Source organism: Leuconostoc sp. BM2 (genome assembly GCF_002095565.1).
Lineage (GTDB): Bacteria > Bacillota > Bacilli > Lactobacillales > Lactobacillaceae > Leuconostoc > Leuconostoc falkenbergense.
In genome coordinates this window covers 1-23,084 of sequence record NZ_MOWQ01000022.1, presented here as the reverse complement: position 1 = coordinate 23,084, position 23,084 = coordinate 1, and the positions used below count along the sequence as shown (strand labels likewise).

Annotated in this window: 25 protein-coding genes, 1 tRNA gene and 1 pseudogene; 16 read left to right on the top strand and 11 right to left on the bottom strand. The window is 39.9% G+C overall.

Features of this window, described 5'->3' with window-relative positions:
* Window positions 1-83: 83 nt before the first annotated feature.
* From BMG01_RS06915 to BMG01_RS06905, 3 genes are read right to left on the bottom strand one after another with little or no spacing between them, the layout of a single operon-like run.
* On the bottom strand, window positions 84-965 hold the full coding sequence (locus tag BMG01_RS06915; protein WP_004911894.1) for a DegV family protein: 882 nt from the start codon (window positions 963-965) through the stop codon (window positions 84-86).
* 15 nt (window positions 966-980) lie between these two features.
* On the bottom strand, window positions 981-1,319 hold the full coding sequence (locus BMG01_RS06910; protein WP_004911893.1) for a CrcB family protein: 339 nt from the start codon (window positions 1,317-1,319) through the stop codon (window positions 981-983).
* Window positions 1,316-1,714, bottom strand: coding sequence for a CrcB family protein (locus BMG01_RS06905; RefSeq protein WP_004911892.1), 399 nt, complete (start codon window positions 1,712-1,714; stop codon window positions 1,316-1,318). Before BMG01_RS06905 ends, BMG01_RS06910 begins: the two co-directional genes overlap by 4 nt.
* Window positions 1,715-1,932: 218 nt before the next feature.
* On the opposite strand from BMG01_RS06905, the gene BMG01_RS11325 reads away from it, so the two are divergent.
* From BMG01_RS11325 to BMG01_RS06880, 6 genes are all read left to right on the top strand, one after another.
* Complete coding sequence (locus BMG01_RS11325; RefSeq protein ID WP_004911891.1) at window positions 1,933-2,103, top strand: hypothetical protein; 171 nt, start codon at window positions 1,933-1,935, stop codon at window positions 2,101-2,103.
* Between the two features lie 15 nt (window positions 2,104-2,118).
* Window positions 2,119-2,754 (top strand): NAD-dependent epimerase/dehydratase family protein, encoded by a 636-nt coding sequence (locus tag BMG01_RS06900; protein WP_004911890.1) that lies wholly within the window; start codon window positions 2,119-2,121, stop codon window positions 2,752-2,754.
* Window positions 2,755-3,135: 381 nt separating this feature from the next.
* Window positions 3,136-4,134 carry a tryptophan ABC transporter substrate-binding protein gene (trpX, locus tag BMG01_RS06895; RefSeq protein ID WP_004911887.1) on the top strand — a complete coding sequence of 333 codons (999 nt, stop codon included), beginning with the start codon at window positions 3,136-3,138 and terminating at the stop codon, window positions 4,132-4,134.
* Entirely contained in the window at window positions 4,131-5,030 is a 900-nt protein-coding gene (locus BMG01_RS06890) for an ABC transporter permease (RefSeq protein WP_004911885.1), read from the top strand. The genes trpX and BMG01_RS06890 overlap by 4 nt, the downstream gene beginning before the upstream one ends.
* Window positions 5,023-5,778, top strand: a complete 756-nt coding sequence (locus tag BMG01_RS06885; protein ID WP_004911882.1) for an ABC transporter ATP-binding protein — start codon at window positions 5,023-5,025, stop codon at window positions 5,776-5,778. The genes BMG01_RS06890 and BMG01_RS06885 overlap by 8 nt, the downstream gene beginning before the upstream one ends.
* A 90-nt stretch (window positions 5,779-5,868) precedes the next feature.
* Window positions 5,869-6,783 carry an L-lactate dehydrogenase gene (locus BMG01_RS06880; protein ID WP_004911881.1) on the top strand — a complete coding sequence of 305 codons (915 nt, stop codon included), beginning with the start codon at window positions 5,869-5,871 and terminating at the stop codon, window positions 6,781-6,783.
* A gap of 71 nt (window positions 6,784-6,854) precedes the next feature.
* Here the strand turns inward: BMG01_RS06880 and BMG01_RS06875 are convergent, their stop codons facing one another.
* Genes BMG01_RS06875 through BMG01_RS06865 form a run of 3 tightly spaced genes read right to left on the bottom strand, consistent with a single transcriptional unit; the run spans window position 6,855 to window position 10,497 of the window.
* Window positions 6,855-7,811: an ABC transporter permease gene (locus BMG01_RS06875; RefSeq protein ID WP_004911876.1), complete on the bottom strand. Its 957-nt coding sequence runs from the start codon at window positions 7,809-7,811 to the stop codon at window positions 6,855-6,857.
* A 2-nt stretch (window positions 7,812-7,813) separates the two neighbouring features.
* Window positions 7,814-8,941 carry an ABC transporter permease gene (locus BMG01_RS06870; protein WP_004911873.1) on the bottom strand — a complete coding sequence of 376 codons (1,128 nt, stop codon included), beginning with the start codon at window positions 8,939-8,941 and terminating at the stop codon, window positions 7,814-7,816.
* A complete protein-coding gene (locus tag BMG01_RS06865) occupies window positions 8,941-10,497 on the bottom strand; it encodes an ABC transporter ATP-binding protein (protein ID WP_004911870.1) in 1,557 nt (518 codons plus the stop codon). The genes BMG01_RS06870 and BMG01_RS06865 overlap by 1 nt, the downstream gene beginning before the upstream one ends.
* Window positions 10,498-10,732: 235 nt before the next feature.
* Here BMG01_RS06865 and BMG01_RS06855 point away from each other — a divergent pair, with 235 nt between their 5' ends.
* Both BMG01_RS06855 and BMG01_RS06850 read left to right on the top strand, forming a co-directional pair.
* Window positions 10,733-12,136, top strand: a complete 1,404-nt coding sequence (locus BMG01_RS06855) for a TrkH family potassium uptake protein (RefSeq protein WP_036066615.1) — start codon at window positions 10,733-10,735, stop codon at window positions 12,134-12,136.
* A 17-nt stretch (window positions 12,137-12,153) separates the two neighbouring features.
* Window positions 12,154-12,822 (top strand): TrkA family potassium uptake protein, encoded by a 669-nt coding sequence (locus BMG01_RS06850; RefSeq protein ID WP_004911865.1) that lies wholly within the window; start codon window positions 12,154-12,156, stop codon window positions 12,820-12,822.
* Here BMG01_RS06850 and BMG01_RS06845 read toward each other — a convergent pair.
* The gene (locus BMG01_RS06845; protein WP_004911862.1) at window positions 12,819-13,115 is read right to left on the bottom strand and encodes an HTH domain-containing protein; all 297 of its coding nucleotides are present in this window, start codon (window positions 13,113-13,115) and stop codon (window positions 12,819-12,821) included. The two genes, BMG01_RS06850 and BMG01_RS06845, sit on opposite strands and share 4 nt — an antisense overlap.
* Before the next feature lie 135 nt (window positions 13,116-13,250).
* On the opposite strand from BMG01_RS06845, the gene BMG01_RS06840 reads away from it, so the two are divergent.
* The 7 genes and pseudogenes from BMG01_RS06840 to BMG01_RS06810 all read left to right on the top strand — a co-directional run bounded on the left by BMG01_RS06840 (window position 13,251) and on the right by BMG01_RS06810 (window position 18,281).
* Entirely contained in the window at window positions 13,251-13,649 is a 399-nt protein-coding gene (locus BMG01_RS06840) for a hypothetical protein (RefSeq protein ID WP_004911858.1), read from the top strand.
* The gene (locus BMG01_RS06835; RefSeq protein ID WP_004911855.1) at window positions 13,646-14,152 is read left to right on the top strand and encodes a YbhB/YbcL family Raf kinase inhibitor-like protein; all 507 of its coding nucleotides are present in this window, start codon (window positions 13,646-13,648) and stop codon (window positions 14,150-14,152) included. Before BMG01_RS06840 ends, BMG01_RS06835 begins: the two co-directional genes overlap by 4 nt.
* A 125-nt stretch (window positions 14,153-14,277) precedes the next feature.
* Complete coding sequence (gene argC / locus BMG01_RS06830) at window positions 14,278-15,321, top strand: N-acetyl-gamma-glutamyl-phosphate reductase (RefSeq protein ID WP_004911852.1); 1,044 nt, start codon at window positions 14,278-14,280, stop codon at window positions 15,319-15,321.
* Window positions 15,322-15,330: 9 nt separating this feature from the next.
* Window positions 15,331-16,253, top strand: a pseudogene (locus BMG01_RS06825) (bifunctional ornithine acetyltransferase/N-acetylglutamate synthase).
* Between the two features lie 34 nt (window positions 16,254-16,287).
* A complete protein-coding gene (gene argB / locus BMG01_RS06820) occupies window positions 16,288-17,022 on the top strand; it encodes an acetylglutamate kinase (RefSeq protein ID WP_004911843.1) in 735 nt (244 codons plus the stop codon).
* Between the two features lie 9 nt (window positions 17,023-17,031).
* Window positions 17,032-18,153: an aminotransferase class III-fold pyridoxal phosphate-dependent enzyme gene (locus BMG01_RS06815; protein ID WP_036068609.1), complete on the top strand. Its 1,122-nt coding sequence runs from the start codon at window positions 17,032-17,034 to the stop codon at window positions 18,151-18,153.
* Window positions 18,154-18,209: 56 nt separating this feature from the next.
* Window positions 18,210-18,281: transfer RNA gene (locus BMG01_RS06810), tRNA-Asn, on the top strand.
* A 156-nt stretch (window positions 18,282-18,437) separates the two neighbouring features.
* On the opposite strand, the gene BMG01_RS06805 is transcribed toward BMG01_RS06810, so the two are convergent.
* Genes BMG01_RS06805 through BMG01_RS06795 form a run of 3 tightly spaced genes read right to left on the bottom strand, consistent with a single transcriptional unit; the run spans window position 18,438 to window position 21,247 of the window.
* Window positions 18,438-19,130, bottom strand: a complete 693-nt coding sequence (locus BMG01_RS06805) for a cysteine hydrolase family protein (RefSeq protein WP_004912999.1) — start codon at window positions 19,128-19,130, stop codon at window positions 18,438-18,440.
* A 13-nt stretch (window positions 19,131-19,143) separates the two neighbouring features.
* Complete coding sequence (locus BMG01_RS06800; RefSeq protein ID WP_004913001.1) at window positions 19,144-20,481, bottom strand: APC family permease; 1,338 nt, start codon at window positions 20,479-20,481, stop codon at window positions 19,144-19,146.
* A gap of 31 nt (window positions 20,482-20,512) precedes the next feature.
* On the bottom strand, window positions 20,513-21,247 hold the full coding sequence (locus BMG01_RS06795; RefSeq protein ID WP_004913004.1) for a cyclase family protein: 735 nt from the start codon (window positions 21,245-21,247) through the stop codon (window positions 20,513-20,515).
* Between the two features lie 451 nt (window positions 21,248-21,698).
* Here BMG01_RS06795 and BMG01_RS06790 point away from each other — a divergent pair, with 451 nt between their 5' ends.
* Window positions 21,699-22,166 carry a hypothetical protein gene (locus tag BMG01_RS06790; protein WP_004910374.1) on the top strand — a complete coding sequence of 156 codons (468 nt, stop codon included), beginning with the start codon at window positions 21,699-21,701 and terminating at the stop codon, window positions 22,164-22,166.
* Window positions 22,167-22,378: 212 nt separating this feature from the next.
* Here the strand turns inward: BMG01_RS06790 and BMG01_RS06785 are convergent, their stop codons facing one another.
* A complete protein-coding gene (locus BMG01_RS06785) occupies window positions 22,379-22,963 on the bottom strand; it encodes a hypothetical protein (protein WP_004910371.1) in 585 nt (194 codons plus the stop codon).
* Window positions 22,964-23,084: the final 121 nt, after the last annotated feature.

Genomic DNA, 23,084 nt, shown 5'->3' with positions numbered 1-23,084 from the left:
AACGCATCAATACCATTTACAGCACTAAAACACTCAAAAAGCATTGTCATCAAGATGACAATGCTTTCTATTTTTGTTCTAAGTTAAATTAAATCTTCCCAATCATGTGCCCAGAGAACGCCCATAGCGCCGTCACCTGTGTGAACACCAATAAACGCACCCAACACCCCACGTTCAAATTTGACAGTGGGATACTCAGCCTGCAAATCTTTGAGCCACTTATCACCTAATTTGGCGTCGTTACCATCGACTACAATGGCACGCACGGGATAATCGACTTCGGCTAATGATTGACGTAGCGTTTCTTTAATTTCTTTCAACGCCCCGCTCATTTTTCTGGCCTTACCAACAGCACCAATCTTACCTTCATCTTGCACGTCCATTGATAATATCGGCTTAATATTGAGCAAACCGCCCACTAAGGCTGCACCACGTGACAAACGCCCTGTCCGTTGCAAATGTGAAATGTCATTCACCACAAAACGGACCACAATCGACTCACGCAATTTCTCAAGCGCTACCATGATTTCATCTAATGTCTTACCTTTTTCAGCCATAGCAGCGGCCATTAATGCCTGCATACCAGCACCCATGACAGCAATTTTAGAATCCCATGCGCGTACATCAGACATGCCTTCATAACTATCAGCGACTGCTGCAGCTGTTTGATAAGTGCCTGAAATACCTGATGATAATGTGACCAACAAAGCCTGATCGTAACCTGATGCCTTGGCTAAATTCAAAGCTTCTTCCCAATCGCCGGGTGCTGGTTGAGAAGTCGAAGCAATTTGCTTCTTATCTTTCATCATCTTAACGAGCTCACCAAGATCATGAATATCAACACTTTCTTTGTAGACCTCATCACCAAAAATAATGGGATCATTGACCTGAAAAATATGATAACGATTGCGCGTTACCACTGGCATCGCTGATGATGAATCAATAATAACTGCTATTTTACTCATTTGTTCTCTCCATATTTACAAAAAGGTGGCTAAAGCAAATCCCAAGCCAAAGATGACCAAACCGCCAACCAACTGGATTAATAGATATAATAGTTGCTGCAAGGTGGCATGTTGTTCACTTTGGGTCATCATCGTACTAAATGTCGTCAATCCGCCTAGTACACCGGTTGACCAAAAATGATGCAAGGCATTGGTAGCGCCTGTTGCCATTAGTATCCCCATAAAAAAAGCACCAACCATATTAACCGCAAAAATAGCTGTGAGGTACTGTGGTTTAGTCGACCAAAAAGTGACCGTTAAGTATCGCAACATTGTACCTAATCCTGCACCAATCGCAACAATTAGTAATGTCATGAACGCACCTCGCTCACTTTACGACCAAACTTTTGACCGATTTTGACCATAATTAACCCACCACCTATTGTTAAGACAACATAGATTATGGCAGTTGTCAGGCTAATTAGAGCCTGCTGGTTAACTTGTAAAATCATCGTACTAAAAGTTGTAAAGCCGCCGATTACCCCTGTACCAATAAAAGTTTGCCAAGGTTGTAAGCGACTTTCACGATTCGCAAGATAAGCGCCAAGTGATGCAAGCAAAAACGTTCCTACCCAATTAATCAGCATTGTCATTACCGGCATAGCACCAATGATTGGCACTAATCCCAACAAATACCGTACGCTACCACCAATGGCACCGCCGATACCAACCCCTATCAATTCAGTTAAGAATCTACTCTGTTTTTGCATACCCTCTATTTTAACAAATCGACTTTTGATAAGCCAGATATCTGTCTGTCCCTTCTGACAAATGTTCTTCATCTATATTACACCAGTACAGCCTATTTACAAGCGATTGACATCTCATTCGCCTAGTCCATCATGACTGCTGCAATCAGTTTCTCATTTCACGATTATCAAGGGACTCGTGTTAAAATAGTAATTGTAATATATTTAAGGAGATTATCATGAAAAAAAGCACCGTGTATGTCGTGATACTAGCATTAGTTTTGATGTTTGTCTCATTGATTAGTTGGATTATGAAGCAATCTACATTTGCTATTTTGACTTCTAACTTAGGATTATTGATTCTAGCTATTTCATATATTTGGGACAATCGCAACAATATGCTGAAATAATCGTGAGGTAAGCCGATGATTGAAAAGAAACAAAAGATTGTCATTGTGGGTGGTACTGGTTTCGTTGGTCAGGGTTTAATTAAATATTTGTCGTCCGAATTATTTGAGGTGCACAGCATTTCACGCCATCCATTCAATGGCAAACCAGGCGATCAGACACACTATCACGCAATTGCGCTAAGTGATAGTGAACAATTGCGTCCTATTGTGAGTGATGCGGATTGGGTAATTGACGCTGTTGGTATTCTGTTACCCAACCCATTAAAAAATCAAACCTACCAAAACAGCAGTTATGAACCAGCTCATCAACTGATTCATTTATTAGCGCAGGAAATCAAACCAAAGTTTCTTTTCATATCAGCAAACGCTGGACCATTCTTTATGCGACCTTACTTAAAAGCCAAACTAGCCGTTGAGCGCGAAATGGCTCAGGCGCTACCTGGTCGCGCTTTTGCAGTTTACCCCGGTATTATTTTTGATCCCGCGCGACAAAGTTCATATTGGCCAGGTGTGACCTTGACCCATCTGAAAAGTATTGCCTACTTCAATAAGTTTCGACCAGTTGCCAGATCTGAATTTGCCAAAGAAGTGGCCGGTATTTTAACCGGCAAACCTAGCCCTTTGTTGCGTCGTACTGTGAATAAAATATAAGATTTTGTTAGTTTATACACAGCCCTTAACGCGACAAACCACTACTGTTTGTATTATCACACAACAGATTTAATAATTATCTTAACAATGTGCTTGACAACTCATCAAATTCTTAGTATCCTTATTCCATAAACAACTCGGAGATAAATCATGCAAAAAGTTTCAGCACAATTTAGTAACGCTTGGTGGCGTCGGTAAATCAGCTTTTCGGTAACGGACAAGCTGAGACAATCAGTTTTGTCCATACCGACGACTTTTGCATTACTTTGAGTCTGTATGGCAATCAACACGCCATGCAGACTTTTCTTTTGACCTTGGAAAGCTTTGTGTGGCTTCCCAAGGTCATTTTTTTATGAAGAGAACAGTTATGGAGATTATATTATGAACAAACGTTTAGCAGCAGTTATCATCGTCATTGTCGCATTTTTGGGTGTCGCATTTTTCCAAACATCCAAGCCTCAAACCGCCAAAAAGCAGTACATACCAACGGTCGGCATTCTACAACTAGTAACCCATCCTGCACTAGATCAAATCCACAAAGGTGTCGTCGCTGGTTTGGCTCATGAAGGTTACACCAAAGGCAAAATCAAAATTGATTATCAAAATGCGCAAGCAGATCAGTCTAACTTGAAGACCATGTCACAGAAATTTGCTAACGAGAATGCTGATTTAACAGTTGGTATCGCTTCTCCTGCCGCCTTATCGTTAGCTAAAACAGCTGACGGACAAACACCTGTTATTTTGGCCGGTATTACTGACCCTGTCGGAGGAGGCTTAGTCAAATCAACACAACGCCCAGGTAAAAATATTACTGGTACATCAGGTGATTCACCTCTTCAACAGCATTTAGATGTGATTAAAGAAGTTGTCCCATCTGCCAAAAAGCTTGGCATTATCTACACAACTTCTGATCACGGTGGCGAATATAATGCCAAAAAAATGGCAACTTTAGCTAAGAGCCAAGGCTATGACGTTAAAATGTATACGATTGCCACAACCAACGATATGCAACAAATTGCTGAAACAATGGCCGGTCAAGTCGATGTTGTCTACGCCCCACAAGATAACGGTGTTGCTTCAGCCATGAAAACTCTAATTAATGTCACAAACCAAGAAAAGATTCCAGTCATCCCCGCAGTCGATACAATGGTTAAAGACGGTGGTTTAGCCACTATCTCAGTGAGCCAATATGACATCGGCTACCAAGCAGGCATCATGGCTGCTAAGGTTTTGAAAGGCAAAAACCCTGCCACATACCCTGTCAAAACAATCACTAAGGGTGTGCCAGTAGTCAATGAAAAACAAGCTAAATTATTGGGTATCACATTACCACAATCACTCGTCAAAGACGCTGAAAGTAAAGGAGAAGTAATCAAATGAGTATTATCGTTTCAAGCATTGGTCAAGGACTACTTTGGGCCGTATTAGGGGTCGCGCTATTTCTCACATTTCGTATCTTAAATTTTCCTGATATGACTGTCGAAGGCTCATTTCCATTGGGTGCAGCGACTGCTGTGGCTATGATTGCCCACGGCGTGAATCCCTATTTGGCAACTATTAGCGCTTTTATTGTTGGCGCAATTGCCGGTTTAATCACTGGTCTACTTTACACAAAAGGAAAAATTCCTATCTTGTTAGCTGGTATCTTGGTTATGACAGCCTCGTTATCCATCAATTTACGCATTATGGGGTCAGCTAATATTTCATTGCTCAACCAAAAGTCACTCTTTTCGGCCGCTTTCTTACGGCACCTGCCTAAATATTTTGACTCTGTATTAGTTGGATTCGTCATCATTGTAATTATCACTATCGCACTGATTTTCTTCCTCCAAACTGAACTCGGACAAGCTTTCATTGCCACTGGCGATAACCCTAATATGGCGCAATCAATTGGTATCAAAACTGATCGGATGACCATCATGGGACTGATGTTATCCAATGGTTTAATCGCTTTTGGCGGGGCTGTCATTGCTCAAAATAATGGCTACGCCGACATTAATATGGGCATTGGTATTATTGTCATTGCCCTAGCCTCAATCATTATTGGTGAAGTTGTCTTTGGCGAATTAACATTAAATGAACGACTTGTTGCCGTGATTGTTGGTTCGATTTTATATCGTTTGGTCTTGCTGGCTGTCTTGCAACTTGGCTTTAGCACTAACGATTTGAACTTAATTTCTGCCTTTGTATTGGCTTTGGCTATGATGTTACCACAAATTCGCCACGCACTGAAATTAGACACTATGCTTAAAAAAGGAGTTGCCCCTCATGACTGAACCTGTTTTTTCACTTAAAAATGTCGTTGTGACTGTCGGTGAGAATACCGAAATTCTCAAATCACTCAACCTTGATATTTTTGACGGTGACTTCATTACTGTTTTGGGCACCAACGGTGCTGGAAAATCAACCCTTTTCAACGCAATCGCTGGTAATTTGCCAATTAGTACGGGTCAAATTTTGCACCATAATCACAACATTGCCAACGAATCTGCCGTAACACGCACCAACTATATCGCTCGTGTTTTTCAAGATCCGAAGATGGGTACAGCGCCTCGGATGACTGTTGCCGAAAATTTATTGCTCGCTGAAAAACGAGGTGCTAAGCGTCGTCTGCGTAGTCGAGGTTTGACAAAAGAAAAGCTCAATGAGTACGCCACAATTACAAAAACGATGGGTAATAACTTAGATACACGGCTACAAACAGCCACCGGTGATTTATCCGGTGGTCAGCGACAAGCTTTAAGCTTCTTGATGGCGACACGCGTCAAACCAGAGCTACTTTTACTAGATGAACATACGGCAGCGCTCGATCCAAAAACGTCAGAACAACTGATGTTAGCCACCAATCAGCAGGTGACGGACAATCATTTAACCGCTTTGATGATTACTCATAATTTGGCAGACGCCTTACAATATGGTAATCGCCTCATCATTTTAAATGCAGGCCAAATTGTCCTTGATGTTCGTGACGAAGATAAAAAAATGCTCACCGAAGAACAAATTCTAAAGTATTTTATTGCCTAACTAATTAAATGTGATATTAGCAATGAAATTTTAACTTATTAAGTGTATAATTTAATTCATATTTAATGAAAATGAACAGGTGGGGTTTTTATGCGTAAAGTAGGAATAGTTGGTATCGGTCACGTGGGCGCAACCGTCGCACATTTGATTGTGTCACAAGGTTTAGCTGATGAACTAGTGCTGATTGACAAGAAACCAGAGAAAGTGGCCTCTGAGGCATTAGACTTCAGCGACGCAGCAAGTCTTTTGGATAAACACATTGATGTGCATGTTGGTGATTACCCTGATTTAGCAGATGCAGATGTTGTCATCAGCGCACTTGGTCACATTCATCTCATCAAACCAGATGGTGATCGCTTTGGTGAACTCAAGGCAAACTTGCCAATGGCCAAGCAGGTTGGTGCTGACTTGAAAGCAGTCGGTTTTAATGGTGTATTGTTAGCCATTAGTAATCCTGTTGATGTCATTACTGGTATCTACCAGCAAGCTACCGGTTTGCCAAGTGCACAAGTTATCGGGACAGGAACTTACCTTGACACAGCGCGACTCAAGCGCGTCTTTGGCGAAGCGCTAGGTGTCGACCCGCGTAGTGTCAACGGCTATGTATTAGGTGAACACGGCGCCTCTCAGTTTGCCGCTTGGTCAACAGTTAATGTTATGGGTCAAAATGTCCGTACATGGGCAGCAGAAAAATCACTTGATTTGGATAAATTAGAAAATGACGCTCGTGTCGGTGGCTTCACTGTTCATTCTGGTAAAGGCTATACGAATTTTGCCATTGCCCACGCCGCCGTCTCATTGCTACAAATTATTTTGTCTGATGCACGAAAAGAAGCGATTGTTTCTCACTATAACGAGGATTTTGATGGCTATATTTCATCCCCAGCGATTATTGGTCGCGGCGGTGTTGTCGCTAACTTCGATTTGCCACTAACTGCTGAGGAGCAAGACAAGTTGGCAGCCAGCGCTAAAGCTATTCAAACCAAAACAGCAGACTATTCTTAAATCATAAACCCTTCTCACGAAGGGTTTTTTGCATCAAAAAAACATGCCATTTTGACATGTTTTGAAGTGTATTAAGCTGCTTTAATATAATTAACACCATCTGCTTTTGGCGCTCGTGTCTTACCAAAGAAGAAGACAAGCACGACAATTGTCAGTACGTAAGGTGCAATTTGTAACCAAATTGACGGAACATTTTTCAAGCCCGGCAATTGTGCACCCACAACTGCAAGTGACTGTGATAATCCGAAAAACAATGAAGCGCCCATGGCACCTAATGGATTCCATCGGCCAAATATCATGGCCGCCATAGCCACGAATCCTTGTCCCACGATAGTGCCGACACTGTAATTAAGTGAAATTGACTGAGCAACTACTGCACCACCAACACCACCTAAAACACCTGAAATCATCACACCAGAATATCGTAGACGAGCAACATTTAGACCTAGCGTGTCAGCTGCTTGTGGATTTTCACCTACTGAACGCAAGCGCAAGCCAAATTTTGTTTTGAAAATGATATACCATGATAGAACAGCCACGATGATTGCTAACCATGCTGGGGCTGATGTTTTTTCAAAAAAGATTGGTCCAATGAACGGAATTTTATCTAAAACAGGTACATTAGCATAACCAAAGTCTTGTGAAATAGGTTCGGTTTGTCCTTTGCCATAGATTACTTTAATCAAAAAGACACCCAACGCTGGCGCCATCAAATTAATAACAGTACCAGAAATAATGTGATCAGCTCGTAAAGTGACTGTCGCTACTGCATGTAAGAGTGAGAAGACTAACCCAACAATTGCACCAGCAACCAGACCAAGCCAAGGGGTCAACGTGCCAAAAGTATTTGCAAACGTAAGATTGAACACAACGGACGCAAACGCACCCATACCCATGATACCTTCCAAACCAACGTTGACCACACCACTACGTTCCGAAAATGTGCCACCAATTGATGTAAATATCAGTGGTGCTGAATAAACCAATGTACTTGATACAACTAATGTAAGAATCGCTACTAATGACATGTTTATTCACCACCTTTCACTTGTTTGCTAGCAACTTTGGCCGACTTTTTAGCAGCGCCTTGAGCTGCTGCTTTTTCATCCATAGCTTTAATGCGCTTTTGAATCAGACGGATTAAGTAGTTCGCGCCAACGAAGAAAATAATTGAGGCAATCACAATATCTACTAATTCAAATGGCACACCTGAACTCATTGGCATACCCAAGCCACCAATTTTGAGCACTGAGAATAGCGCAGCAGCACCCAAGATGCCCAAATATGAACCACCACCCAACAATGCAACGGCCATACCATCAAATCCGATAGATGGTGAGCTATTTTGCGTAAAGAAGTTGAGATAGTTGCCTAGCCCTTCGATTGTACCAGCTAAACCAGCTAAACCACCAGAAATTGCCATCGCAACAACTGCTGTTCTTTTTGCCGAAACACCAGCGTATTTAGCAGCGTCAGCATTCAAACCAACAGCGGTAATTTCAAAACCTAATGTTGTCTTTTTCATGACAAACCAAACCACCACTATCATAATTAAAGCAATGAAGATTCCAGTCGAAACGCTTGAACCTTGTGTCAAATCTGTCAGCCATTTTAATTGAAGAGAGGCATTATGCCCAACTTGTTTCGTCGTTTCAGCAGATTCTTTGATGCTTTTTGCCATCGTATTTTGCAAAATATTGTTACCCAAGAAGAGCAAGATATAGTTCATCATGATTGTGACAATCACTTCACTAGCACCAAACTGTGCACGTAACCAACCCGGAATTAACCCAGCAACGGCACCCAAAGCAGTACCTAAAATTAACGCACTAGGAATCATCACAAAGGCTGGCATATCAGGGAAACTCAACGCATACCATACAGCGCCTACCCAACCAGCCAATGCTTGCCCAGATAAACCAATGTTGAAGAATCCCGCCGTTGATGCAACCGTGAAACCCAAGGCAGTCAATATCAACGGTGTCATTTGCGTCAGGACACCACCAATGTCTTGCATTGACCCAAACGCCGAACTAATTAAAGCAATATAACCTGAAATAGGATTATAACCGAACACTAGCATAATGATAGCGCCGACAATCAACCCAAATAATACAGAAAACAGTGCAACTGAAAAATTATTTTTTTGCACCACCATTAGACTGTCACCTCTTCTTTCAACGCTTCACGCGCGGCTTCCAAACTCATGCCAGTCATCAACAAACCTAATTCTTGTTTATTTGTCTCTTTGGCGTCTACAATACCAACAATTTTACCAGCATTAATGACAGCAATCCGGTCTGACAAATTTAATATTTCATCTAATTCAAAACTCACTACCAGCACCGCTTTCCCAGCAGTACGTTGATCAATGAGTCGACGATGAATATATTCAATCGCGCCAACATCCAAACCACGCGTCGGCTGAGCTGCGATAATCAAGTCATTATCACGGTCTAATTCTCGCGCAACAACAGCTTTTTGCTGATTACCACCCGACATTGAACCTGCTGTAACATGAATACTTGCTGCACGAACATCAAATTCTTTGACTAATTTGTTAGCCAACTTATCCATTTCTGCTGGCTGTAAGACACCTGATTTAGAAATTGGCTGCTTGTAGTAAGTTTGCAATGACAGATTTTCTGACAAAGTCATGTCAACTTCCATGCCAAAACGTAAGCGGTCTTCCGGTATATGACCAACGCCTGATTCCGTGATTTGACGCGGCTTTTTGTTTGTCACGTCCTTACCATTCAATGTGATATGACCAGACTTAACTTTGGTTAGCCCTGTAATCCCTTGAATTAATTCAGTTTGACCGTTACCATCAATACCTGCCAAACCAACAATTTCACCAGCTTTAACTTCAAGACTGAAGTCTTTTACAGCGTCAACGCCACGTGCATCATCTACTTCAATATTGTCAATCGACAACACTGTTTGTTTTGGTTGCGCAGGTTCTTTCTCCGTTTTGAAGCTCACTTCACGTCCAACCATCAAATCAGCTAATTGTTGTGATGAAACACCAGCAACAGGGAATGTCTTGATAGACTTACCAGCACGGATAACCGTTACGCGGTCTGCGGCAGCTCGAATTTCGTCCAGCTTGTGGGTGATTAAAATAATTGATTTGCCCTCTTTGGCTAAATTGTGCATAATGGCAATCAATTCATCAATTTCTTGCGGTGTCAAAACCGCCGTAGGTTCATCAAAAATCAAAATATCAGCATCACGATACAAGGTCTTTAAAATCTCAACACGCTGTTGTTGTCCCACAGATATATCTGAGATTTTCGCCATTGGATTAACTGCCAACCCATATTGGTCTGACAAACTTTGGATTTTTTTAGCCGCCGTTTTGGTATCTAATGAGAGTCCTTTTGTAATTTCTGATCCTAAAACAATGTTCTCCGTCACTGTAAAAGCATCTATCAACATAAAATGTTGGTGAACCATACCAATGCCTAACGAATCTGACTTTGAGGGCGAATCTACCACTACTGGTTGCCCATTAATTAAAATGTCCCCACTAGTTGGTTGCAACAACCCTGTTAAAATATTCATTAATGTCGATTTGCCGGCACCGTTCTCACCAAGTAACGCGTGAATTTCACCTTGTTGGACTTGTAAATTGATGTCATCATTGGCAGCAAAATCGCCAAACTTTTTGACGATGTGTCGCATTTCAATGACTGGTGTTGATTCGGTCATATATCATCCACTTCTTTCTATTCATTTCATTTGTAAAAATTCCGCGGACAAATGCTGTTCGCGGAAATTCCTTAAAGAATATTATACCATGTTCTATAAACACATATATTTCATTATTTTTACCTATTGCTAAACGCTTTTCAATCGTGAAAATGGCAATAAAATGACTCAATATATTCACCCATACCAACTAATAAACCCTCATCAACCTTATTAGATGCGTTATAATAAGAGCATGTCTAGAAAAATCGACCTGCCCTCCGCTGCGGAAATGCGGAAATTTCATGATTATTCACAGCGACGTTTCTTTTGGTCGCGTATTTCAATGCCGCAACGACTGTCGTTAGGTTTTTTAACCGTGATTACAGTGGGTGCACTATTATTGATGCTACCCATCAGTTATGTTGGTGGTCGTGATCATACATTTATGGATGCGTTATTCACCGCCACATCTGCTGCATCTGTTACTGGCCTTACCGTTGTTGATACAGCAACTCATTGGACTACTTTCGGTCAAACCATTATCATGATTTTAATCGAAATTGGTGCGCTGGGATTTATGTCTTTTTCAGTATTACTGTTTACGGCAACTCGTCGACAGATGGACTTACGCAGTAAAATGATGGTGCAAGAAGTCTATAATTTACAAAGTTTATATGACACACGTGCCGTCTTTGGCTATGTGATTAAACTTTCGATTGCGATTCAACTCATTGGCACTATTTTATTAGCACCCTTTTTTATTCATGATTTTGGCTGGGGCCGTGGTGCTTTTTATGCGATCTTCCATGCCATTTCTGCTTTTGGTAATTCGGGTTTTTCTATTTTGCCAAAAAACACCGCCGAATATGTCAACCAACCCTTTGTGTTAGCGATTATTGCTGCCTTAGTCATTGCTGGTTCGTTAGGATTTTTGGTTTGGCGTGACGTGTTGCTGTATCAAAAAACGCATCGTCTAACACTTCATTCAAAGTTAGCTTTGGTCATGACCGGCGTTTTAATCATTGGTGGTTGGCTTTTGTTCGAATTAACTGAACGCAACTTAGCGTTTGCCAGTGGCTTGTCCCCCGTCATGCGCGTTTTTGATACGCTATTTATGTCTATTTCGTATCGTACCGCCGGATTTACACAGTTTGATGTCGGTGGTCTTGGGTCCGCCACTATTCTATTGACAATGATGTTAATGTATATTGGTGGTACGCCGGGATCAACCGCCGGTGGTATTAAGACAACAACGTTGGGTGTCTTAATTTTACAAACCCATGCTGCTTTACGTGGCAAAAAAGATGTCACATTTGCTCATCGGCGCTTGACCCAAGAAAATATCATGCGCGCTTTGTTATTAGTTTGTGTCTCACTTGTTTTTCTTGGTATTCTGTCGTTTATGTTGATGCTCACACAGAGTCATGCTGCCAACCACGGTCTGGAATACGTTATTTTTGAGGTAGTCAGTGCCTTTGCCACTGCTGGTTTGACACTCGGTCTCACGCCACATTTGACGACTTTTGGGCAATTGGTCATCATGTTAGCAATGTTCATTGGTCGTGTTGGTATTTATACCGTTATGTTCTCAATTTTGAATGTTCACGACGAAGCCGCACCGTATCGCTATCCCGAAGAATCAGTCATTATCGGATAAAAAATTTGAGGTAAATTATGAAACAAACTTACGCTATTATTGGACTTGGTCGATTCGGCGGTGCCCTGCTGCAAACACTAGTCGCTAACGGTCAGGATGTGATGGGTATTGACATTAATGAAGAAAATGTCAATGATTATCGTGATATTGCCACACAAGTGGTTGTCGCAGATGCACAAGAAGATGATGTCTTACGAAAACTTGATATTGCAAGCTTTGATCACGTTATCATTGCCATTGGTCATAACATGCAAGCCAGCATTCTAGCTACCATCAACGCCAAAGATTTAGGCGCCAAAAATGTTATCGCCAAAGCGGAAAATCATACCCATTTGCGTGTACTCACAAAAATAGGTGCTGATGTCGTTGTGCAACCTGAACGCGAAATGGGCGAACGAGTGGCACGCAAACTATTAGCGCCCAACATGTTAAACTTTATAGAGTTATCTGATGACTATTCAATGGCAGAAATACAAATTGTCAATCCTGTGTTTTACGGTCGTTCTATTAAAGACCTCAACATCCGCAAGAAATTTGGTCTGAATGTGATTGCCGTTCGGCATGATAATGAAGTCATTGTCGCCCCAGAAGCCAGTTACACCTTACAAGAAAAAGACATTGTATCAGTAGTCGGTCCTAAAGATATGGTTGATGACTTCGACCAAATTACTAACCAAATTAATTAAATACCTTCATCTAATTGATTGATTTTGTCAAACACGGCAAACAAATTATCCATTTCGGTTAAGCGATATTTTTTTGAATTACGATCAAAAATAATTTCAGATTTAACTGGTTCACCAATTTGTAAGTCATGCAAAAAAGTACGTATTTCAGAAATGTCGCGTTGCACTGTCTTGCGTCCAACAAAAAACATGTCTTCGATTTCTTCTATTGAAAGCTCGCGATGACTAATAAGTGATGAATATAAGCGTAAGATGCGTTGTTTGTCATTAAAAATTGTTTTCCGTGCTGCCATGATTTTCCCCGATTCAAAAACTAGTTTTATTGTATCAAATAAAACGTTTGTTCGCTATTCCAGTCTCATGACAAAAACAACCATTCCCATCTTAGATAAGCATGTTCCCTGCATTGTCAGGAGAAAGGACATATCATGTCTTTATTCGATATTTTCAAAAAAAAGCCCACTGAAAAAAAACTTGATCAAACACCTGAACCCGAACCACAAGCGCCTAAAACATGGCGCAATACTAGCGATGCAAATGAATTTTTTGAGGGGTATCAAGCAGCCATTGTGGCACTTGAGTCCGAAGGTAAATCAGCATCAGCCGAAACATTGCGCGCAGACAAAACCCAACTTCAACTGAATTTTATCGACCGCTTTGAAGTTGAAACACAACGTCAAATTACCAAAATCACTGACCTAGATGAGCGGACTGATGCCATCATTAAAGCGATTGCAACTGTCCGCGCATATAACGCGGACATGCCAATTCAAGTCCGAACACGTCTCGCACAAGCCAAAAGAAATTTGATTGGAGAAACAAAATGAAACTTAACGTTACATTAGAAAATCAATTGCTACCCGATATTTATGCTAAATATGCCCCAGATAATTATCGTACCAACGGCATGCCCACTGTCAACTTTCCAGTCAATATTAGTGACATCCCCACGGGCACCATATCATTATCAGTGAGTTTGATTGATTACGACGCCGTCCCTGTGACTGGTTTCCCTTGGATTCACTGGTTAGCTGCTAACTTACCCGTCGCCAATATTCCAGAAAATTTGCGCGCAACCGGAACAGCCACTTTTGGTACAAATTCTACTTGGCACAATGTCCAAAAAATGGGTGAAACAGCTAATCCTGATATCAACCAAGCTTATATTGGCCCAATGCCACCCGACAAAACACACCAATATACTTTAACTGTGTTTGCCTTAGACACAAAATTATATTTACAAGACGGATTCTTTCTGAATGAGCTGCGTAACAAAAGCCAGAATCACGTCCTTGCAACAGCAATCCTTGATTTACCCGCACGAGCCTAGCACTTCTTCGGAAGTGTTTTTTTATGCACATATTTAGCAGTTATTCACGTTTATTTTGCATATATATTGCATTAAAATTCATTTTGAATTAATATTTAATCATCAAATGAGATAGGAGATTTGCAATGTTAACCCAAAAAATTAAAGCTGCAATTGTTGGCATTACCGGATATGCTGGGCTTGAATTGCTTCGTCTTCTGTATTCTCATCCCTTTATTGAGGTATCTGTCATTACTAACACTCAACCAGATGGTCATGACATTAGTGAACAATTCCCACATTTATCCGGAATGTATAATTTGTCACCCGAACCGTTTGACGCTTTGCATATTATGCAGAAAACCGATATTGTTTTTTTTGCGACATCAAGTGGTATCAGTAAGGATATCGCTGAACCATTTATCCTTGCTGACTTTCCAGTGATTGATTTGTCTGGTGATTTCCGTCTCACTGCTGATGATTATCAAAAATGGTATCACAAAACACCTGCGACACCAGCATTATTAGCAAAGAGTCAGTACAGTTTAGCTGATTTTTATGATGACGAAACGACAAGCTACATTGCCAACCCCGGTTGTTATGCAACAGCGACGCTGTTAGCATTAGCGCCACTAGCCCAACATCATTTACTCGACCAAAATAATATTGTGATTGATGCCAAAAGCGGTTTGTCGGGTGCTGGCAAATCATTAAGCACCACCAGCCATTTTGTTAATGTCAGCGATAATTTCACAATGTATAAACCAAATTCACATCAACACATTCCCGAAATCACCCAGCAGTTACATATTTGGCAACCAGATATTGCTCATATACTGTTCACAACATCATTATTGCCAATTAATCGCGGTATTTTCGTCAGTGCTTATATCAAATTAAAAGAACCTCGAACACCGCAGCAATTGCAAGAACTATTTGAAAACACGTACACTGACAAAACGTTTGTACGTGTCATGCCCAGCAATGAATTACCAAATATCAAGCAAGTTGTTGGCACTAATTTCGCGGATATCGGGTTAACTTACAACCCAGAGACACAATTTCTCACTATTGTTAGCGTCATTGACAATATGATCAAAGGCGCTGCCGGTCAAGCAATTCAAAATGCTAATCACTTTTTCGGTTTTCCCGAATCAACCGGTCTAAAACTCATTGCACAATATGCTTAAGGACTACCTATGACAAAACTTCTCTCACAAATTCACACCATCACTGATGGCAACATTGCCACACCAAAAGGTTTTCATGCTGACGGTCAGCATGTTGGACTCAAACATAAATCAAAGGATCTTGGCTGGATTTATAGTGATGTACCTGCTAGTGTTGCTGGTGTTTTCACAACTAACCAAGTGCAAACCGCACCGGTTCAACTTGACAAAAATGTCATTCAAAATGGTCAAATACAAGCCATTATTGTTAATTCTGGAAACGCTAATGCCGTAACGGGTGCAATTGGTTTGACTCACGCCAAAACCATGCAGGCCGTTACCGCTGCACAGCTCAATATTTCACCGGAATTAGTAGCTGTTTCTTCAACGGGTGTGATTGGTCAGCCACTGCCCATCGACACTGTCACCGCCGGCATTGCACAACTCAATATTGACGGTGATGCAGATAGCTTTGCCGAAGCAATTAAAACCACTGATACGGTCAAAAAAACCATCACAATTCAATCAGAAATTGCAGGGCATCAAGTTACCATGAGTGGTGTAGCCAAAGGCTCTGGCATGATCCACCCCAATATGGCGACCATGCACAGGATGGTCTTGGCGCACGCATGGTTGCCAAAAAAATCGTTGGCTCATCACTCGTCAAAACGGCCATGTTTGGTCAAGATCCTAACTGGGGACGTATTATTGCAGCAATTGGTGCTAGCGGCGTTAACATTAATCCCGATATCATAGACATTTCTCTAAACGGCATCACCGTGATGTCGGCTGGCGCTCCTATTGACTTTGACGCGCAACAAATGAGCGAGCAATTAGCACAACACGATATTGATATTGCCATTGATTTACATGACGGCACTGCCACTGGTCAAGCTTGGGGCAGTGACCTCACATACGGATATGTCAAAATCAACGCCTTGTATACCACCTAACCCACCAAGTCATCACACATGGACGGAAAAAACTATGAAAAATATTCTGATTAAAATCGGCGGTAACGCTGCCAGCCAACTCACACCTGCTTTTTTTGAAACGATTAAGCATTGGCAAAAAAATAATTACAACATCACAATCGTTCATGGTGGTGGCGACAGTATTTCATCACTGATGACCCAACTCAACGAACCTGTTGTCAAAATTGATGGCATTCGTCAAACAACACCGACTGGGCTTGCTATCACGAAGATGGCATTGTTGGGCCAAGTTCAGCCAGATTTAGTTGAAGCATTCCGTCATCATGGTTTGAGCGCAATTGGTCTCAATGCTGGGAGCAATCAACTTTTGACTGGCCATTATATCAACCAAGAGGTGTTTGGCTTGGTTGGCCAAATTGATCAGGTTAATAGTCAATTAATTCAGTCACTTTGGCAGCAAAACTTGATTCCAATCATTGCACCACTAGCTATCACTAATCAAGGCCAGTGGCTCAATGTCAATGCCGATAGCGCCGCAACTGCGGTTGCAAAATTTTTAAAATCTGATGAACTGTACTTGTTAACTGATGTATCAGGCATTGAAGTCCACGGTAACATTTTGCAACAACTCACACCACAACGTGCCATTGAATTACAGACTGAATCTGTCATTCATGGCGGCATGTTGCCAAAAGTCAACAGCGCGTTTTCTGCCGTTAAAAACGGTGTTAATGCGGTTCATATTACTAATACCATCGCCAGTCATGGCACAACCATTTCAATGTGAGGCATTCCAATGACCCTTTTCCCAAATTACAAACGCGCGCCGATTACATTTACCAAAATGTCCAATGCAACTTGGACTGATCAAACGGGTGCCGACTATATTGACCTATCGAGCGGCATTGGTGTCTATAATGTTGGTGCTAATAACCCAACTGTTGTTAATGCTTTAAAAACGCAAGCAGATCTTTTTTGGCATTTGCCTAATCTTTATGACAATCCACTACAAGAAACTGTCGCCAACAAACTCGGCGGTTCAGAGTATACTGTTTATTTTGCAAATTCTGGGGCTGAAGCCAACGAAGCAGCCATCAAATTAGCACGTTTGGCCACCAAGCGCCCAAACATCATCTCTTTTACTAATTCGTTTCATGGCCGGACTTATGCCGCCATGTCAGCAACTGGTCAAGACAGCATTCATCAAGGTTTGCCTATGCTGGACGGCTTTTTGTACGCTGAATTCAATCACATTGAAAGCGTTAAGGCCTTGTTAAATGATGATGTGACTGCCATTATGTTAGAATTGGTGCAAGGTGAAGGTGGCGTTGTTCCTGCAAATTCAAATTTTGTCAATGAACTTGTTGCTCTGGCACACGAACACCACACGTTGATTATTGTAGATGAAGTTCAAACTGGCATTGGGCGCACTGGAACTAAATTTGCATATGAACAATTTGGTTTTACACCCGATATTGTAACTAGCGCTAAAGCTTTAGCAAATGGCTTACCAGTGGGCGCAATGCTTGCCAAAAACCAATTTTCGCCAGCCTTAAGCTATGGCACACACGGATCAACTTTTGGGGGTAACCCTTTAGTCATGGCTGCTGCCAGTGCCACACTTGATGAACTCGACACAATTTTACCCACGATTTCTGATAAAATTGCCATTTTATGGGATAAATTAGCTACTTTTTCACAATTAGATGCTGTAAATGATGTCCGTGGCTTGGGAATGATGGCAGGAATTTCATTAAATATACCTGTTGCCAAAGTCGTCACTGATTTACAACAGCAACATGTTTTGGCCCTCAGTGCCGGTCACAACACGCTTCGCCTCTTACCACCCTTAACAATACCAACTGAGCAATTGTTAACCGGGTTGGATATTATTAAGAATTCTCTTTCAAAAAAATAAATGTTGACAAAATTTTTTAATCTTGGTATACTTTAATAGTTGATTATTCAACTAATTGCTCCATAGTTCAGCGGTAGAATAACGCACTGTTAATGCGCAGGTCCCTGGTTCGAATCCAGGTGGAGCAGTATTATAATTATCCAATATTACTGAGTATCTGAATACTCGTAAAACTTAACATAAAACCCGATAACTTAGACGGAATGTGATGTCCAAGTTATCGGGTTTTATGTTGTTAAAATATTTAAGTGAATACAGCATGATGTGCCGCTTAGGGAATGTAATCATGGATTAATTAAGTCTAAAACTTCTTTTGTATTTAAGACGCTACAATAAACACCATTCATAATAGTTAGTTCAGCGTTATGCAATGCCATTGATCCCGCAGCACAACAATCTTCAACACAAATTACTTGGAAACCGTCGTCCGCTAATCCTCTTACGGTAGAAGCAACACACTGGTCAGTCACAATTCCAGTTACAATCACTGTTTCTACGCCCATATTACGTAAAAGTTGTAGATAATTAGTTCCTGTGGTCACACTGTCCGTCGTCTTATTCACAACGATTTCATTTTTTTGTGGCTCTAGCTCGTCAATCATTTGCGCTGCAAAACTATCAACATGTAGATTAATACCATTCCAACCATCTGATTTTTGGACTGCTGAACGATCCGCCCCATCATCACGCAATGATGCAATACGGCCGTATGTCACAGTCATATTATAATTTCGAAAATGTTGTAAAAGTTTCACATTGTTTGGAATCACTATTTCATCTAATCGATCATGAAATGGTATCCATCTTTCCCATACACCTGCCTCTTTAAATTGCTGTGCTTCACCATAATCCCTTAGAATAAATTCGTTCTGCATATCAACAATTAGTAGCGCTGTCGTGCCAATGTTTACTTTAATTTCTAGAAAAGCATCGTCTTGATAGTAAAAAGATTTAAATTTTTCTCTTGTTGTGCACATAGATGTCATTCCTTTAATGTTTTTCTCCAAAATCAAATTGTGGTGTTGCTAATTTGAAGAACTTTGTTTGATACAAGAGTATTCCTAAACCTATAATTAACCATGCCATACCCGTAAACTTTGATGCCATATCCAAACTAACAAAGATCCACAAACTGACACCAAATCCGATTAATGGTGAAATCAAATATTTTATAAATTTTACAACAGAAAATGTAAAATCTTTAATATAAAACTTCCAAATAACTGCCCCATTTAAACACATGAAACCAAATAATGCACCAAAGCTAACTAAGTTACCCACAGTCGTTAAGTCTAACAATAGTGATAATATTAACGAAACAATACCTACCAAAATAATGGCAGTCCAAGGTGTACGATACTTAGGTTTCAGCTGTCCTAATGCTTTTGGCAATATGCCATCACGCCCCATAGCAAACAAAATTCGGGAAATAGCAGTTTGACACTCTTGTCCACTTGCTAAACCAAATGATACAATCATCGTCCACTGAACTAATTGCGTTAACCAGGCACCTCCTACTTTATCAAGTATCGTAATAAAAGCTGTATCAGGGTTCAAAGAAGCATAATTTGGCACAACAAATCCTGCAAAAAGTGCCGTAATCACAAATAGCGTCCCTACTAATAGGATAGATAAAATAACCGCTTTACCAACTGACCGTTGTGGATCAGATGTTTCCTCCGCTAAAGTCGAAATAGCATCAAATCCCAAATAAGAAACAATGACCAAACTTGTTGATGATAGTACACCAGAAATATGAAATTCTTTAGGGTTATAAAGCGAAACAGTATTAACTTCAATTGTGCAATCAAACAACAACTTGATTGCACCAACAATGAATGCAATTAACACGAATAGCTGCAAGCCAAAAAGGATCCAGCTTACTTTAGAAACAAAATCAACACCTATCATGTTGATAACAGTGTTAATAATTACTAAACCAATAATCCAAACATAGTTAGGTATATTTGGAAAAAGCGATGTACCAAAAGAAGCTGAAACCAACATACAAACTGTTGGTAACAAAATGTAATCTAACGTAATTCCCCATCCTGCTATAAATCCAAGCGGTGCACTAGCCCCCTTTTGAACATAAGTATAGACTGAGCCAGCATAAGGAAACTTTCCCGACATAGTCGCATAGCTAAAGCCAGTAAAAAGCATCGCAACCATACCAATCAAATATGCAAGCCCTACCATCCCATGAGCAGGGGCCAAAAAAGATCCATAATAAGCCATGGGTGCCACAGGAATCATAAATATGATGCCATAGATAACTAAATCTTTGACTGTTAACGTACGCTTTAACGAATTATTTTTTTGTTCCATATACTTAATTCTCCATGACTTTACTCATTAATTATGGTAAATAGGCAATAACCCTTGTTGGAAAACCCGGAGACTCCTCAAATTTTGGCGTCATAACAGAAATAATTGCACCAGTTGCAGGTACCTCGTCCAAATGGGTTAACATCTCGACTTGATAATGTCCTGACTGCAAGGCCAATGCCTCAGCTGCAAAACCTTTTGTTGGTTGATTCACAGCAGTATCCGTATCATAAGTTTCGTGGCCGTTAGCAACTGCATGGCGCGTTTCGTAAATATATTCAATAGCCTCAACTGACCAGCCTGGATAGTGATTTTGTCCCGCATCATCTGGATTTTCCATTAATTTCTGGTTTGGCCAACGTTTAGACCAATCTGTTCTAAGCGCAACAAACGCGCCTTCTGGTATATTGCCATTTTCATTTTCCCATTCTTTAATATCATCGACTGTTAATGAATAATCTGGGTTTTCCTTAACTACTTCTGATTTATCGATGACAACCAACGGTGCTATCAAATCTTTTAAAGGGATATCAGAAACCCATTCTCCGCTTTCAGCTCCAAAATGAATTGGAGGGTCAATGTGCGTAGCATATTGACCGACAAAATTGTACTCTTTAACAAAAAAGCCATCCTCTTCACTGGTAAAGATTGTTTTTGCAGAAGCTGGCTTAAAAGCTGGGAAATGAGGTGAATTTGCACCAAATTCATGTGATAAATCTACCCATTTTTTCTGTTTTAGTTCTTTGAGAAATTCTTGAATTGACATAACACTGTTTGCTCCTCGTTTATTATTTTTATGTAAATATATTAATTAACATTATAATAATTTTTACCAATAAAAAGCAGATTATGTAAGTTATTCTGACATTTTGGAAATAATTTAATTAAATTATTATTATCTATTTCTAAAATTTAAATCAACTATTTTTCGAAATAATATGCCAAGAATTTTAGGTTTTAACAAACAGAGAGAATAGACTTAGAATAAAGTTTAAGTGGTTAACCATCTTCAGCTATTAAAAAGAGAGCATGGTAGTTAGCTTCTAGGATAGTTCTGTCACAAGCTAACAAAAAAGAATGTGCTTATTTGTAAACACATTCTCTCTAACATAATTAAATCAATTTTTACTTCAAATGTTATTTTTATTTTTTTTGTAATATGGTAGAATATTTAATGTTGCTGACGCTTTCAGTTTTTAGAAGGAGATATATTTTTCATGCCTACAAATATCAAGCAAAATACTATATTTGCAATTTTCATGGCCACTTTAATGAGCTATTTTATGATTAATTACAATAAATTTTTATTGGGTGCGCCACTTAATAGAAATCTGTTTTATTTTCCAGTAAAACAATATATTGTTGTCTTACCTATTGCTGTTGCATTTTCTGTTTTGTTTGTAAATAAAGGTGCTAAAATAATAGCCCTAAGGTTTGTCGAGCCCGGCAATACTCATCCTTTTAAAGTCAAAAGTGCTTTTACTTTTGCACATGTTATATTCATGGCCCCATTAATGAGTTTAGTTTCTAGTGGTATTTGGAGTGATGTGACGCTCAGAGATTTTTTGTTGACTTGGCCAATCAAAATTTTACAAAACGCGCCATTCGCTTTTATGATTAATATATTTATCGCTGCTCCAATCGTAGGTTTTATATTTAGAAGAATAAAGCCTTATATCAATTGATTATTAGTATTTTAATTTATTGTTGTACTAAAAATGAATCATTTCTTACCGACTGTCAAAGTTAGACCAAAAATCTAACGTTTGACAGTCGGTATTTTTATGAGTAAATATAGTTTGAAATGGATTCAAAAATACTCAAACGAGACAAGTATTTTCGTTGTCTGATGTTGAACTGAATCCAAGTAGTCGGATAAAATAATAAAAGTTTGATATTAATACATTGGTTTTATTGTCTCTGAAAACTTCAAATCCAAAAACTCATATCCTGTTCCCGCAATAAATTTTGCAAATCCTAGATCATTGATTGCAGCAACAATCTCATACTCGTTTTTAAATAACGGTAGTCGTTTAATGTTTAAAGGATCAACCACTTTTAGGTTTTTCGGTGGATTCGTGACAAGTTGCCAAGCACCTAATGCACTCATAAAATTGAAATAATAATTATGACCACTTTTGTCTTCAATGGTCAGCAAGGTTAAATACACCGGTCCTTCATTAGCGCCACCAGCCATAAAGTTTTGATAATTAACCTTTTTAATTAAAACAGTAGCTTGTGACACATCTGCTATATCAATTGACAACTTTTCTTTATTTTTTTCAGTCACTATTATTTTATCGGTCGTGATAGTTGCACTCATGAATCGATTAAAAATCTTTGAAAACGTACCATTATCAGGGTAAAACTGCCCATTGAGTTGCATCGCCCACAACTCAATACAGTGATCATAAACCAACACCAGATTATCAGGAATTGACAAAATAGGTGGATTTTTCATTACTGTTTTTAGATCTTTCATTTGTGTTCTCCCTTAGTGTTAAACATTTCAATCTCGAAGTATAAACTATATATAGTTAAATATAACACTTTATGTGAATTCATTACTGTGAATTTTGATATATTAACCGTTATGTGTTAAA

Excerpts from the sequence above, each read along its gene's own strand:
- BMG01_RS06915 (WP_004911894.1), bottom strand. The coding sequence starts at position 965 with ATGAGTAAAATAGCAGTTATTATTGATTCATCATCAGCGATGCCAGTG.
- BMG01_RS06910 (WP_004911893.1), bottom strand. The coding sequence starts at position 1,319 with ATGACATTACTAATTGTTGCGATTGGTGCAGGATTAGGTACAATGTTG.
- BMG01_RS06905 (WP_004911892.1), bottom strand. The coding sequence starts at position 1,714 with ATGCAAAAACAGAGTAGATTCTTAACTGAATTGATAGGGGTTGGTATC.
- BMG01_RS11325 (WP_004911891.1), top strand. The coding sequence starts at position 1,933 with ATGAAAAAAAGCACCGTGTATGTCGTGATACTAGCATTAGTTTTGATG.
- BMG01_RS06900 (WP_004911890.1), top strand. The coding sequence starts at position 2,119 with ATGATTGAAAAGAAACAAAAGATTGTCATTGTGGGTGGTACTGGTTTC.
- trpX (WP_004911887.1), top strand. The coding sequence starts at position 3,136 with ATGAACAAACGTTTAGCAGCAGTTATCATCGTCATTGTCGCATTTTTG.
- BMG01_RS06890 (WP_004911885.1), top strand. The coding sequence starts at position 4,131 with ATGAGTATTATCGTTTCAAGCATTGGTCAAGGACTACTTTGGGCCGTA.
- BMG01_RS06885 (WP_004911882.1), top strand. The coding sequence starts at position 5,023 with ATGACTGAACCTGTTTTTTCACTTAAAAATGTCGTTGTGACTGTCGGT.
- BMG01_RS06880 (WP_004911881.1), top strand. The coding sequence starts at position 5,869 with ATGCGTAAAGTAGGAATAGTTGGTATCGGTCACGTGGGCGCAACCGTC.
- BMG01_RS06875 (WP_004911876.1), bottom strand. The coding sequence starts at position 7,811 with ATGTCATTAGTAGCGATTCTTACATTAGTTGTATCAAGTACATTGGTT.
- BMG01_RS06870 (WP_004911873.1), bottom strand. The coding sequence starts at position 8,941 with ATGGTGGTGCAAAAAAATAATTTTTCAGTTGCACTGTTTTCTGTATTA.
- BMG01_RS06865 (WP_004911870.1), bottom strand. The coding sequence starts at position 10,497 with ATGACCGAATCAACACCAGTCATTGAAATGCGACACATCGTCAAAAAG.
- BMG01_RS06855 (WP_036066615.1), top strand. The coding sequence starts at position 10,733 with ATGTCTAGAAAAATCGACCTGCCCTCCGCTGCGGAAATGCGGAAATTT.
- BMG01_RS06850 (WP_004911865.1), top strand. The coding sequence starts at position 12,154 with ATGAAACAAACTTACGCTATTATTGGACTTGGTCGATTCGGCGGTGCC.
- BMG01_RS06845 (WP_004911862.1), bottom strand. The coding sequence starts at position 13,115 with ATGGCAGCACGGAAAACAATTTTTAATGACAAACAACGCATCTTACGC.
- BMG01_RS06840 (WP_004911858.1), top strand. The coding sequence starts at position 13,251 with ATGTCTTTATTCGATATTTTCAAAAAAAAGCCCACTGAAAAAAAACTT.
- BMG01_RS06835 (WP_004911855.1), top strand. The coding sequence starts at position 13,646 with ATGAAACTTAACGTTACATTAGAAAATCAATTGCTACCCGATATTTAT.
- argC (WP_004911852.1), top strand. The coding sequence starts at position 14,278 with ATGTTAACCCAAAAAATTAAAGCTGCAATTGTTGGCATTACCGGATAT.
- argB (WP_004911843.1), top strand. The coding sequence starts at position 16,288 with ATGAAAAATATTCTGATTAAAATCGGCGGTAACGCTGCCAGCCAACTC.
- BMG01_RS06815 (WP_036068609.1), top strand. The coding sequence starts at position 17,032 with ATGACCCTTTTCCCAAATTACAAACGCGCGCCGATTACATTTACCAAA.
- BMG01_RS06805 (WP_004912999.1), bottom strand. The coding sequence starts at position 19,130 with ATGTGCACAACAAGAGAAAAATTTAAATCTTTTTACTATCAAGACGAT.
- BMG01_RS06800 (WP_004913001.1), bottom strand. The coding sequence starts at position 20,481 with ATGGAACAAAAAAATAATTCGTTAAAGCGTACGTTAACAGTCAAAGAT.
- BMG01_RS06795 (WP_004913004.1), bottom strand. The coding sequence starts at position 21,247 with ATGTCAATTCAAGAATTTCTCAAAGAACTAAAACAGAAAAAATGGGTA.
- BMG01_RS06790 (WP_004910374.1), top strand. The coding sequence starts at position 21,699 with ATGCCTACAAATATCAAGCAAAATACTATATTTGCAATTTTCATGGCC.
- BMG01_RS06785 (WP_004910371.1), bottom strand. The coding sequence starts at position 22,963 with ATGAAAGATCTAAAAACAGTAATGAAAAATCCACCTATTTTGTCAATT.